9 protein-coding genes are annotated in these 13,970 nt (G+C 36.7%); all 9 read left to right on the forward strand.

Translation table 11 applies throughout. The annotated features are described in order from the left end of the window. The first annotated feature begins 16 nt into the window (after positions 1 to 16). Complete coding sequence (locus OMO38_RS03315; protein ID WP_264748801.1) at positions 17 to 2,083, forward strand: gliding motility-associated C-terminal domain-containing protein; 2,067 nt, start codon at positions 17 to 19, stop codon at positions 2,081 to 2,083. 158 nt (positions 2,084 to 2,241) lie between these two features. After that, positions 2,242 to 3,822: a replicative DNA helicase gene (gene dnaB / locus OMO38_RS03320; RefSeq protein ID WP_264748802.1), complete on the forward strand. Its 1,581-nt coding sequence runs from the start codon at positions 2,242 to 2,244 to the stop codon at positions 3,820 to 3,822. A 91-nt stretch (positions 3,823 to 3,913) separates the two neighbouring features. After that, a complete protein-coding gene (gene rnhA, locus OMO38_RS03325; protein WP_264748803.1) occupies positions 3,914 to 4,390 on the forward strand; it encodes a ribonuclease HI in 477 nt (158 codons plus the stop codon). Positions 4,391 to 4,562: 172 nt separating this feature from the next. Then, the gene (locus tag OMO38_RS03330; protein WP_264748804.1) at positions 4,563 to 6,812 is read left to right on the forward strand and encodes a T9SS type B sorting domain-containing protein; all 2,250 of its coding nucleotides are present in this window, start codon (positions 4,563 to 4,565) and stop codon (positions 6,810 to 6,812) included. Positions 6,813 to 7,043: 231 nt separating this feature from the next. Beyond that, on the forward strand, positions 7,044 to 9,311 hold the full coding sequence (locus OMO38_RS03335; protein ID WP_264748805.1) for a T9SS type B sorting domain-containing protein: 2,268 nt from the start codon (positions 7,044 to 7,046) through the stop codon (positions 9,309 to 9,311). A 132-nt stretch (positions 9,312 to 9,443) separates the two neighbouring features. Then, positions 9,444 to 10,073 (forward strand): NAD(P)H-dependent oxidoreductase, encoded by a 630-nt coding sequence (locus OMO38_RS03340; protein ID WP_264748806.1) that lies wholly within the window; start codon positions 9,444 to 9,446, stop codon positions 10,071 to 10,073. A gap of 30 nt (positions 10,074 to 10,103) precedes the next feature. Beyond that, positions 10,104 to 11,681 (forward strand): L-aspartate oxidase, encoded by a 1,578-nt coding sequence (gene nadB / locus OMO38_RS03345; RefSeq protein ID WP_264748807.1) that lies wholly within the window; start codon positions 10,104 to 10,106, stop codon positions 11,679 to 11,681. 208 nt (positions 11,682 to 11,889) lie between these two features. After that, positions 11,890 to 12,843, forward strand: coding sequence for a hypothetical protein (locus OMO38_RS03350; RefSeq protein WP_264748808.1), 954 nt, complete (start codon positions 11,890 to 11,892; stop codon positions 12,841 to 12,843). 165 nt (positions 12,844 to 13,008) lie between these two features. Then, a complete protein-coding gene (gene nadC / locus OMO38_RS03355) occupies positions 13,009 to 13,869 on the forward strand; it encodes a carboxylating nicotinate-nucleotide diphosphorylase (RefSeq protein ID WP_264748809.1) in 861 nt (286 codons plus the stop codon). Positions 13,870 to 13,970: the final 101 nt, after the last annotated feature.

Here is a 13,970-nt window from a genome sequence, read left to right on the forward strand (position 1 = left end):
CTTAAATTCATTTCACATGAAAAAATTACTACTCTTTTTTGTTTTAATAACATCACAATTATATTTTTCACAGTCAGATTGTATATCTGCCATACCTGTTTGTGGAAATTCTTCAATCTCCTATAACTCCGATACTGCCGGTACAGTTTTAGAACAGACATCTGGAAGTTGTTTGGGAAACGAGAACCATTCTGTATGGTATGTATTCACAGCTGCAACCAGCGGTACAGTTGAATTTACCATTAATCCTGACACAGTACCTGGTGTACTTCATTATGATTACGATTTTGCAGTTTATGGTCCAAATATTAATTGTGCCACTCAGGATTTTGGAGACGCAATCAGATGTAATTACTCAGGTACAAGTGGAGCAACCGGTCTTAGCTCAACTATTATCGCACCTTTTGATCAATGGGAACTTCCTTTGGATGTTATCGCAGGAGAAACATATTATCTGCTTATAGACAACTTTATTCCTACAAGTAATCTTGGTTTTTCTTTAACATGGGGCGGTTCAGCAACATTAGTATCTGCTTTTGATGATTCTACTTTAACGCCTAACCCGTTTTTAGCACCAGGAACAAACCATGATGGAAATGTCAGTATCTGTTCAAATCCTTCGGTATTTGATTTCAGCACGCTCTCTACCGGAATTATTAACGGAAATCCAAATTTCAGCGTTACGTATCACTTAACATCAAATACTGCATTAACAAACTCTAATCCTATAACTGCACCCATTAGTGTAAATACTACAGACACATATTATTACGGCATTCATTACACGGATCCAGCAAACCCGACCAATCCGCTTAATGCCTGTACACAGGTGGGAACAATCAATTTCGTTATAGGTCCAATTGTTGTGACTGATGTTACCATCAAAGCATGTAGCAATAACAAATCTACAACAGGTATTTTCAATCTTTCATTGGCACCGGTATATGCAGATCCGGCAGTATCTAAAAAATACTACCCTACATTGAATGATCTTAATATGGGAACAAATGAAATTACAAACTTTTTAGCTTATCCTTCTACGGTTCCAAAACAGGTCTTCGTAAAGGTTACGACAAATACAGGCTGTAGTGCATCAGGAATTATAACATTAGATTTCTATCCAATATCTGTTGTAAACGATGCAACTATAGAAGCTTGTTTTGTTGAAAACAATATCACTCACGGAATTTTTGACTTAACAACAGCTGTGGTAACAAGTCAAACTCCTGTTACTAAAAAATATTACAAAACTTTAGCCGATGCTACAAGTGGAGCCAACGAAATACTTATTCCTAATCTGTATGATTCTGTAGCAGGTGTTGCATTTGTAAGAGTTTATACTGAAAATGGATGTTACAACATTGCTAAAATAACCTTGACAGTAAATCCTCCAGTAAAATCTACCGTTCTAAAAGATAAAACTATCTGTATTGAAGATAGAACAACTTTAGACGCAGGACCAGGTTTCAGCGCTTACGAATGGAGCACCGGAGCGACAACGCAAGCTATTCAGGGAGTTCCTGTGGGAGCATACTGGGTTAAATTGAAAACAGGAAACTGTTTCACTTTACAGCAGGTCAGTGTTTATGCTTCTCAGCAGCCTGTAATTGCAAGTTTAGATATTACAAACAACACCATCACCGTGAATGCTTCCGGAGGAACAGCTCCTTACCAGTATTCTCTTGATGGAACTACTTGGCAGGATTCAAATGTTTTCAATAATCTTCCAAGAGGTGAAAACAAAATCTATCTGAAAGATTCATTCGACTGTAACCCAATTTTGGTACAGGTAACGGTACCTAATTTAGTTAATGCAATTACTCCAAACGGAGATAATGTAAATGACGAAGTAGATTATTCTGCATTAGCATACAAAAAAGATTTGGTATTTACAGTTTACAACAGATACGGAAACAAAATCTACGAATCTGATAAAATGAGAAATTATAAATGGGACGGAACTTCCAGTGGTAAAAAAATCGTAACCGGAACATATTGGTATACGATCACATGGACAGAAACTGATACCAACAGTACCCAAACCAAATACAGCGGTTGGATATTGGTAAAAAACAGAGAATAAATTAATTTGTTTATATATTGTTAAAATCACCTCAGCGATGGGGTGATTTTTTTATTAACATCACCCAACACCTTTCGATACTGATATTTTATAAGTTATCAACAATAAATCTTAATTACTCATTTCAAATTATTTTTTATTTAAACTATCTTTGCATTATGGCGCAGAAAGAAACTTTATCTTCTCTTACTCAAGGAAACTTTGCTAGAGAATTATCGATTGCAGATGGAAAAATGCCTCCCAATGCTGTAGATTTTGAACGTTTGGTTGTCGGTACTTTTTTAATTGACAAAAAAGGACTTGACCACTCTATCGACCTTTTGACACCCGAAGTTTTCTATGACCCCAGACATTCGGTGATTTTTGAAGTAATTTTAAAATTATACGAGGGCAACCAGCCTGTCGATCTGATGACGGTTATTCAGGAACTAAAGAAAACAGATAAGCTGAGTTCTGCAGGCGGAGATCATTACATCATAGAATTAACGATGGGTGTAAGTTCATCTGCCCATATCGAATATCACGTACGTGTTATTTTGGAGAAATATATTTTAAGAAGTCTAATTAATGTTTCTGCCAACGTCATTGATACTTCTTATAAAGAATCAACAGATGTATTTGAACTTTTGGATAAAGCTGAACAGTCATTTTTTGAAATTACTAACGGAACCATCAAAAAAGGATTTGATACGGCAAACACTTTGGTAAAACAGGCGATTGACACCATCAAATCTTTAAAAGATAAAGAAGGAATTTCCGGAGTTCCATCCGGATTTACAGGAGTTGACAAAGAAACCGGAGGCTGGCAGAATTCAGATTTAATTATCATTGCAGCACGTCCGGCGATGGGAAAAACGGCATTTCTACTTTCTATGGCAAGAAACATTGCTGTAGGTTCAAAAATCCCGATGGCTCTGTTTTCTCTCGAGATGGCATCAGTACAGTTGATCACCAGGATGATTGCTTCTGAAACAAAAATTTCATCAGAAAAATTAAGAAAAGGACAAATGAGCGATGAAGAATGGCAACGTTTGTTCTCGAATGTTTCTGAACTTGAAAATGCACCTCTATATATTGACGAAACTCCTTCCCTTTCTATTTTCGACTTCCGTGCAAAATGCCGAAGATTGGTAATGCAGCATGGGGTAAGGATTATCATGGTCGATTATCTTCAGCTGATGACGGCAAGCAGCGGAGGAAAAGGCGGAGGAAACCGTGAACAGGAAATTGCAATGATCTCGCGTTCACTAAAGGCAATTGCCAAAGAACTTAACGTGCCGGTAATTGCACTTTCGCAGCTTTCAAGAACCGTGGAAACGCGTCCCGGAAAAAGACCTCAGCTTTCAGATCTGAGGGAATCCGGAGCCATTGAGCAGGATGCCGATATTGTATCTTTTATTTTCAGACCAGAATATTATAAAATTGCTGTTTGGGATAACGATGAAGAAGGTCAGGAATCTTCTACCGAAAACCAGGCCGAGCTGATTATTGCAAAGCACAGAAACGGAGCAACTGCAGATGTAAGGCTTTCATTCATGAAGCATTTCGCAAAATTTGGTGATCTTGGAGAAACAGATTACGGATATCCATCAGGAGGTTCAGCTTCTCCCGAACCAAGTGGTTTTGAAAAAATAAAAACAACGATTCAGCCAGGAGCAGCATTTGATTTGCCGGATAATTCTAAAGTATCGGGATCTTCAATGAATGATTTGGATGATGAGGATGATTTTCCGTTTTAATGTAAGATGAATGTGAGGTTTAGACTTTTACCTTCAAATCTATTTAACAAAACTCAACCATAAACTCAACCATAATCTCAACCTAACTATTTTGAGAATCGAAATTTATACAGACGGCGCATGCAGCGGAAATCCGGGAAAAGGAGGATATGGGATCGTCATGAAAGTTCCTGAGAAAAATTACCAGAAAACATTTTCCAAAGGCTTCAGAAAAACCACCAATAACAGAATGGAATTGCTGGCAGTAATTACAGCGTTAGAAAAACTAAAATCTACAGAAAACGACATCCATGTTTTCACAGACAGCAAATATGTTTCTGATGCCATCAATCAAAACTGGCTTGCAGGCTGGATTAAGCGAGGCTGGAAAAACGTGAAAAATCCAGATTTATGGAAACGTTTTGCAGTGCTTTATAATGAACACCACCCAAAAATGCATTGGATAAAAGGGCATGCTGGCCATTTTGAGAATGAACTCTGTGATAAACTCGCCGTAGCAGCTGCTAGTTCCTCTAACCTTGAAGTTGATTCATTCTTTGAGAATATTGACAGCAATTCTTTATTTTAATGTATAAATTTTGAATCATTCTAATTTAAGATTACAGATTTTAATTATTTCTTTACGTATTACAAAATATTCTACCATATAAACATATATTTTTATAAAATTAACATTATATCAATATTTATTGATCAGGATTTAATATCTTTACGCGTCTAATCATAAAGTAACCTGATCGATGAATAAAAAACTACTATTTTATTTTACTATACTCTTCCTTTGCTTTTTCGGAAATCTACAATCACAAACTTATCAATTATCTGGAAACCCGGTTAATACAACAGGATGGACGATGGTTTCCCCCACTGTTGTAAACACAGATTTTATACAGCTTACTCCAGACACCAACAACCAATCCGGTTCGATCAGATTAAATGATCCGATCAACCTAAAATTTTGTGATAAGTGGAGAGTGGAATTCGATTTCAGGATGGACTCTAACCAGACCGGCAATGGAGATGGTCTTGCATTTTGGTATTTGGCTAATCCACCCGTTGCAAGTGTATTGGGATCAGGACTTGGAGTTTCTCAGAATGCGGTGGGTCTTGTTGCAGGTTTCGATACTTACAACAACACAACGACTGCTGTGATGAGTAAAGTACATGTTGCCTACGGACAGGTTTTAAACACTACAGATACAAATAACGTGGAGTTTTTCAATGTTGCAGGAAGTTCATTCCATTCACCGGATATGAACACTACATTGCCTTTTCAGGGACTTACCTACAAACATGTAGAAGTAACAGCAGAAGTAAATCCGGCCGCTCCCACAAACTGGATTATTCAGATAAAAATTGACGGCAACGTCATCTGTAACCAGTCTTTCGCTCCGTCAGGTGCTGCAGCAACAATGACTGTCGGATATTTTGGTTTTTCAGCATCAACCGGAGGAAACAGATCAAGACATTCTATCAAAAACGTAAAAATCTATACAGATAAAGTAAGTATTTTACAGCCCAGTGCAACGCAGACTTACTGCCCAAATCCTACAACTGGAGTTGCAAATGCAAATTTAACTTTGTTTAATTCGCAATTTGTGGCCACTCCGGCTAATTACACATTTACATATTCTGTAGGAGGCACCGTTATTACCAACCCTACAAACTATCCTTTCAGCGCAAACACCACTGTAAATGTTTTTATTAAAGATAACAACGGAATACTCTGCGACAATCCCGACGGACAGATCCAGCTTTCGCTGTCACCTTTTACAGCAAACAACAGAACTATTTCTGAATGTAATAACAATAATGCAAGTACAGCTACTTTTAATCTTACAACAGCGAATGTAAGTGCCGTGCCTGGAATTATAAAAAAATATTACAGAACCATGGCCGATCTTATTGCGGGAACCAATGAGATTACCAATCCGACCGCCTTTGTATCAGCTCCAACCATTGTTTACGTAAAAGTAACGACACCTCAAGGATGTAGCGGAACAGCAGAGATTACCTTAAACTTCCTTCCTCTACCGGCTGTAACCGATGGAAATATAGAATCGTGCTCTAACCCAACCAACCCTACGACAGGTGTATTTGATCTGACCTCAGCTAATATAACTACAGAACCAAGCGTTACTAAAAAATTCTACACTTCTGTAGCAGATGCCTTAGCAGGAACTAATGAAATTCCGACTCCTATTTTGTATACTTCTGCCAATGCAGATGTGTATGTGAAAGTTACAGCAGTCAGCGGATGTTTTATTATTAAAAAGATTACGTTAAAAGTAATTCCTCCAGTGAGATCTACTGTTTTAAAAGATAAAATTATCTGTATTGGAGACAGAACAAGTTTAGATGCCGGAGCAGGTTTTGACGGATACGAATGGAGCACCGGAGCAACGACCCAATCTATACAAGGTGTACCTATTGGTGCCTACTGGGTTATTTTAAGAACAGGAAACTGCTACGCAATGCAACTTGTAACGGTAAAGGCTGCCTCTAATCCTGTAATTGCAAGTTTAGATATTACAAACAACACCATCACTGTAAATGTTGAGGGCGGAACTGCTCCTTACCAGTATTCTCTGAATGGAACCAATTGGCAGGACTCAAATATTTTCACCGGATTACCACGAGGTGAAAATAAAATATTCGTGAAGGATGTTTATAACTGCGAACCTGTAGAAGTGCAGGTAACTGTTCCTAATCTTCTGAATGCAATAACGCCTAACGGAGACAATGTAAATGATTTCATCGATTACACTGCTTTAGCATACAAGAAAAATCTTGTTTTCATTGTTTACGACAGATATGGAAATAAGAAGTTCGAAGCCGACAAAATGAGAAACTTTAAATGGGATGGAACTTCCGGCGGAAAGAAAATTCCAACAGGAACTTACTGGTTCACTATCTCATGGAACGAAAACGATAAAAACAGCACCCCGACGAGATACAATGGCTGGGTACTTGTAAAAAACAGAGAATAATTCTTAAATAAAATCACTCCAAATTTGGGGTGATTTTTTGTAATGTCTAATTACAGTAAATAAATTAATACAAATTTTGATTTTAAGCGAATTAAATACAAAACAATCAATATAGAAACAAACTTTATTAATCATTGAGCATACTATGATTTTTTCAATAATGATAATTCACTTTTAATAAAATTTTCTAAAAGCAATTTATAACATCACCATAATAACCAATCTACTAAAATGAAGAAAACGTTACTTTTTTATTTTTCAGTCATTCTTTTGTTCTTTTTTCAAAAAATATCTGCCCAGACTCATCAACTCACAGGAAACCCTGTCAACACAACAGGATGGGATATTGTTCCTTCAGCAACAGCGCCCAATGATTTCGTACAGCTTACTGCAGACCAGACCAGCCAGTTTGGTGCAATAAAACTTTCTAATCCGATTAACTTAAAATACTGTGATAAATGGAAAGTGGAATTTGATTTTAGAATCGATGGAAACGGAACAACATCATACGGACGAGGCGATGGATTAACATTCTGGTACCTTTCTAACCCACCAACAGCATTTACAACAGGTGGAGGTTTGGGAATTCCGGCTAACGCAAACGGACTGATGGTCGCATTTGACATTTTCAACAATTCCACAGAAGGCCAAATGAGCAAAGTACACCTGCTTTATGGTACAAATAATACTCCTGCAGGAAATCCTAACGTAGAATATAATGTTACAGCAGGAAGCACGTTTCATTCGCCAGATTTACAGTCAACACAACCTTTTGTAGGAACTGCTTACAAGCACGTTGAAGTAAACGGAGAGGTTGACCCAGCCAACATCAACAACTGGATTATTCAGATTAGAATTGATGGTGTTTTAATTACCAATCAGTCATTTGCTCCTTCAGGCGGAGCTATTGGGATGACCACGGGATATTTTGGTTTTTCAGCAGGTACAGGTGCCGCGAGCGCAAGACATTCTATTAAAAATGCTAAAATTTTCATCGACAAAGTTCCGATTTTACAGAACTCTATTACGCCTTTCGTATGTACCAATCCTTCTACAGGAAATGGCTTTGTTGATTTGACATCTTACGCGAGCCAGTTTGTCAACATTCCGAGCAACTATATTATTACGTATTATGTTTTAGGAAGCTCTACTCCGATTGCTAATCCTACCAATTTTCAGTACACAGGAAATACAACGATAACCGTAGTAATCAAAGATCCATCTGCTACTTTATGTGATAATGGTGATGCAAGGATTATTTTAAACCCGTCTCCATTCGAAGCCGTCGATGCATCGTTGACAAAATGTAACAATAACAATGCAGGCGTTGGTATTTTTAATTTAAATGATGCCGCCGTAACTACACTTCCCGTTGTTACAAAACAATATTACCCTACACTTGCAGATTTAATCGCAGGCACTAATCAGATAACTAACTTTGCTGCTTTTCCTGCCGCACAGGGAACTACGATTCATGTAAAAGTTACTACACCACAGGGATGTGTAGACAATGCAGTTATTACACTGAACACTTTCCCGGTTGTTGTTGTCAATGATGCCACCCTGAGAGCCTGTTCTGAACCAACCAATCCGTCAGTAGGAATTTTTAATTTGGTTAACGCCAGCGTAACTACTATGGGTGGTACTACAAAAAAATATTATCCTTCACTAACTGATGCATTGAACGGTACAAATGAAATCAGCAATCCCGGAACATACACAGCTCCAAATGGTGTAGTTTACATCAGCGTATTCAGCACAGACGGATGTTTTTCTGTTGCTAAAGTGACTTTAATTGTAATACCGGCTGTTTTTTCTACAGTTTTAGTAGATAAAGTAATTTGTATTGAAGACAAAACGACCTTAGACGCCGGACCGGGATTTAGCGGATACGAATGGAGCACAGGAGCTACTACTCAAATCATTACTAACGTGGGTGTCGGAACATATTGGGTAAAGTTAAAAACAGGTGACTGTACCGCTACACAAACTGTAAAAGTGTATGCCTCAGAGCAACCGGTGGTAAGTTCAATTGATATATCGAACACAACAATCACCGTTAACGTAAACGGCGGAACTCCGGCTTACCAATATTCTTTAGATAACGTCAACTGGCAGGACTCCAATATATTTACCGGAATTTCAAGAGGAATGCACAAAATTTACGTTAGAGATGTTTACGACTGCGAACCGATTGTGGTAAATGTTACGGTTCCGAATTTAATTAATGTAATTACGCCAAACGCAGATGGACAGAATGATTTTATTGACTATTCTGCATTATCAGATAAATTAGATTTAACCTTTAATGTTTTCGACAGATATGGTTCAAAACTTCATCAGGGAGACAAAACCAACAGATATATCTGGGATGGAACTGCGAATGGAAGAAAAGTTCCTACAGGAAGTTATTGGTATTCTGTAACATGGAACGAGAATAACAAAACCAAGACTCCAGTCAAATTCACAGGTTGGATTATGGTCAAAAACAGAGACTAATTTTTTTTCATATTTTAATTATATTGAGATCACTCCCCTAAAAAAGGAGTGGTTTTTTATTTAGAAAATTTAAAAAATAGAATTTCGGCACAAAACTCTCTTTATTCATATTCAATTCTTAAATTTGTCTTTATGAATTATTTGGAAGCTTTAGGCAGAAGATATTCTGTGAAAAAATTTAATCCCGAAATGATCATTCCGCAGGAAACATTGCTCAATATTCTTGAGGCGGGAAAACTGGCAGCTAGCTCTCAAGGGCTTCAGCCGTATAAAATCTTCGTTGTTGAGAGCAAAGACATGAAGGAAAAACTGATTCCGGCTTTCTACAATCCTTCTCAAATTTCCACCTGTTCGCACCTCATCGTTTTAATATCCAAAAAAGATATGGAAGAAACGTATCTTGATGGGTATTTCAATCATATTTCAGAAGTACGCAAACATCCTGTTGAAGATTTAAGTTTATTTAAAAAAAGCATAACCAATCATTTCAGCAGACAGGAGCATGATGACATTCTGAACTGGGCAGAAAAGCAGGCCTATATCGTATTAGCCAATTTAATGTATGCTGCGGCAATAGAAAATGTGGATACCTGCCCGATGGAAGGATTCAGACAAGAACTGATCGAAGAAATTTTAGATATTAATCCTGAAAAAGAAAAAGTGACTGTAACATTGGCACTTGGCTACCGATCGGAAGAAGATCAGTTTCAGCACATGAAAAAAGTAAGGAAACCAAACGAAAAATTGTTTAAATTTATTTAATTATTTAGACGATTGTCTTAAAGCAAGAATATGATAAAAGCGGATGTATTAGTAATTGGTTCCGGGATTTCCGGACTTTCATATGCCATAAAAGTTTCAGAACAGCTTCCCGATGCCAAAATAATCATTGTAACAAAATCTGACGAAGACGAAAGCAACACCAAATACGCTCAAGGCGGTTTGGCCGTAGTTACAGATTCTAAAAATGACAATTTCGAAAAACACATCGAAGATACCATGCGTGCCGGAGACGGAGAAAACAAGCGTGATGTTGTAGAAATGGTAGTGAGAGAAGCACCAGCAAGATTTAATGAAATCGTGGAATGGGGCGCCAATTTCGATATGAAAAATGGTGAATTTGCTTTAGGAAGAGAAGGTGGCCACACCGAAAACAGAATTGTACATCACAAAGACATTACAGGTTTTGAAATCGAAAGAGCTCTTCTGGAGACCGTCAAAAGCAGCCCGAATATCGAAATTCTTGATCACCACTATGTTATAGACATCATCACTCAGCATCACGTTCCCGGAAAGGAACTGAATGAGGGCGAAATTAACTGTTACGGCGCTTACATTTTAGATGAAAAATCTAAATCGATAAAAAAAATTACTTCAAAAATAACATTGGTTGCCACTGGTGGAGCGGGACACGTTTATAAAAACACCACCAATCCTGTCATTGCAACAGGAGACGGAATAGCTTTCGTTGCCCGCGCAAAAGGTAAGGTGACCAATATGCAGTATTATCAGTTTCATCCTACTGCTCTGTACAGCAAACTTGATGGAATGCTATTTTTGATTTCTGAAGCAGTTCGTGGAGACGGTGCAAAACTGAGAACGAAAAAAGGTCAGAAATTCATGCACAAATACGATGAGCGTGAAGAATTGGCATCAAGAGACATTGTTGCCAGAGCCATTGATGCAGAAATGAAAGTTACCGGTGACGAATTTGTCGGTCTTGACTGCAGAGATATGAGCCAGGAAAAGTTTTTAGAACATTTTCCTAATATTTATAAAAAATGTAAAGACGAAGGTATCGATCCTTTTACCCAACTAATTCCTGTTGTTCCTGCCTGTCATTATCTGATGGGCGGAATAGAAGTTGATAAAGACGGGCAGTCTTCTCTCAATAATCTGTTTGCCGTCGGAGAATGTACAAACTCAGGATTACATGGTGCAAACAGATTAGCTTCAAATTCACTACTGGAAGGTTTGGTTTTCGGACATAATGCAGCCATGAAAACAATGGAATTATTAAATGAAAATAATTTTAATTTTGACGATCTGAAAGCAGTTCCCGAATGGAATGAAGAAGGCATGAAAATTATCGACGAAATGGTAATCGTTTCTTACCTCAGAAAACAGCTTCAGGAAATGATGAGTGACCTGGTAGGAATTGTAAGAAGCAACAGCCGCCTAAAAATGGCTCTTCAAAAACATCAGGAAATCGCAGCTGCTGTTGACGAAATTTACCACTACTCTATTTTATCGCCTCAACTTTCAGAATTAAGAAATCTTACAACCGTTGCCCACTTGATTATTACCCAGTCGATGGAAATGACACAAAATAAAGGTGCATTTTACAATAAAGATTTAGTGCAGGCATAATTGATTATTTATGAGAATTCTGTTTTTCATTTTATTTTTATCATCTTTATATAATTCACAAGTAATTAAAGATTCAATTTTAGGAAGACCTAAATTCATAAAAGAACAAGTTGTCTTTCTGAATGATTCAAGTCCGTTTACTTTTATGAAAGGTGACAGCGAATATGGACATGCTGTAATTATGATTCCTAAATTTCTTAGGGAAAGAATGTCAAAAACATGGTTTGAAACTAATTTCTGCAGATACATAAACAATGAAACGCACTATGATGAAAATCGAAAAATCATAAAGGAAACATGGTATTATAAATCTGGAAAAATCGTTGATAGTTATAACTATGAATACGACTTATCAGGAAGATTAAAAAAGGAAATATCAAAAAATGATTATTCTGAGGACACCAAACTCTATTTCTATGAAGGGAAAAATAAGATACCGAGGTTCGAAAAAAGCACTTATAAAATCAAGAATGATCCTATAAAATTTTACTTAAGAGATAATAAAGAATTCGACAATTTATCGGTTTCAAAATTTGACAGTATTTCTAAAACCGACAGTATTTTCTCTATTACAAATAAATATATGAAGAATATAGGTGAACGCTCCTATACTTCTGCCACCGATACTATTTACAGACCACGATTAACCAAGGTAAAAATATACGATGATTTTTTTCGTGTAGTCAAGGAGAAAATTTTCGAACCTAATGATTATACGCTAAACAAAGTTTTTTTTAACAACGAAATTAGTTATGAATACGATCCATCGGGAAGGATCATAAAAATTGCACGGTTGAATGATGATCAATATCATAATTTTTTACTTAAAAGCAACGGAAAATACGACGAAGATATAAAACCCGGAAGAACTGCAAGCAACTCGACTACAGAATATTCTTTTAATTCAAACGGTTATCTACATAGTATGACTCACTTTTATCAAGGAAAAATTTCCAATCAAATTTGTTTTGAATATGAAAACAATCATATTAAAAAACTCTTCTATATAGACACGTGGGGCAAAAAAGATGACATTTTAAAACCAAATATTATTACTTTCAAATATAAATTTGACAAATATGATAATTGGATTGAATGCATCAAGAATGTAGATGGAAAAGATTTGTATGTTTGGAAAAGGCAAATAGAATATTATAAATAATTTTTCAATGCTGCAAAAAAGCAATAAGCAATACATCAGCTAAACCCCAGATTTAACATACTTTTGAATCTTGAAAATCCACATACACAATAAAGTACCCAAAAATTTCAAATCTTATCTTCTGTCAATCGAGGAAGTTGAAAACGAATTAAAAAAATTATAATAATGAAAAGACCAGACTACGTTACAGATAAAGTTTTAAAGCAATTCATAAAAAACGCTTTGGAAGAAGACATCCAGGATGGCGACCATTCTACACTCTCTACGATTCCTAAGGACTTACAGCAAAGTGCAAAACTTTTGGTGAAAGAAAACTGCATTTTGGCAGGAGTTGAGCTGGCTGAGATTATTTTCAAAACTTTCGATAAGAATTTAAAAATTGAAAATTTCATCAAAGACGGAGACGTTGCAAAAGTCGGAGATGTTGCTTTTATCGTTACAGGAAGCGCAAGATCAATCCTGTCAACAGAAAGACTGGTTCTCAACTGCATGCAGAGAATGAGTGGCATTGCAACATTGACCCAGGATTGGGATTCAAGATTAGTAGGAACAAAAACGAAGCTTTTAGATACGAGAAAGACGACTCCCAACTTCAGAGTCTGCGAAAAATGGGCGGTTGCCATTGGTGGCGGAACCAATCACAGATACGGTTTGTATGATATGATTATGCTGAAAGACAATCACATCGACTACAACGGAAGCATTACCAATGCAGTGAAAATGGCGAAAGATTATGTGAAAAAATCTAAAAAGAAACTAAAGATAGAAGTGGAAACCCGCAATCTTGAAGAAGTACAGGAAGCCATCAACGCAAAAGTCGACAGAATCATGCTTGATAATATGGATGTGGCTACTATGAAAAAAGCAGTGAAATTAATCAAAGGATCATGTGAAAGTGAAGCTTCAGGCGGGATCACACGAGATCAATTAAAAGAAATCGCAACTACAGGAGTTACGTACATTTCCGCGGGAGCATTGACACATTCCGCCAAAAACATAGATTTAAGTTTAAAAGCTGTTATGTAAAACATTGTATTTTTAATAAAAACTACGGCTTTTTTTTAAATATTAAATAATATGATTTTTTTCACGTTAAAACACATAAATAAGTTAACTAACTGAAAATC

The organism is Chryseobacterium kimseyorum (assembly GCF_025971945.1).
Lineage (GTDB): Bacteria > Bacteroidota > Bacteroidia > Flavobacteriales > Weeksellaceae > Chryseobacterium > Chryseobacterium kimseyorum.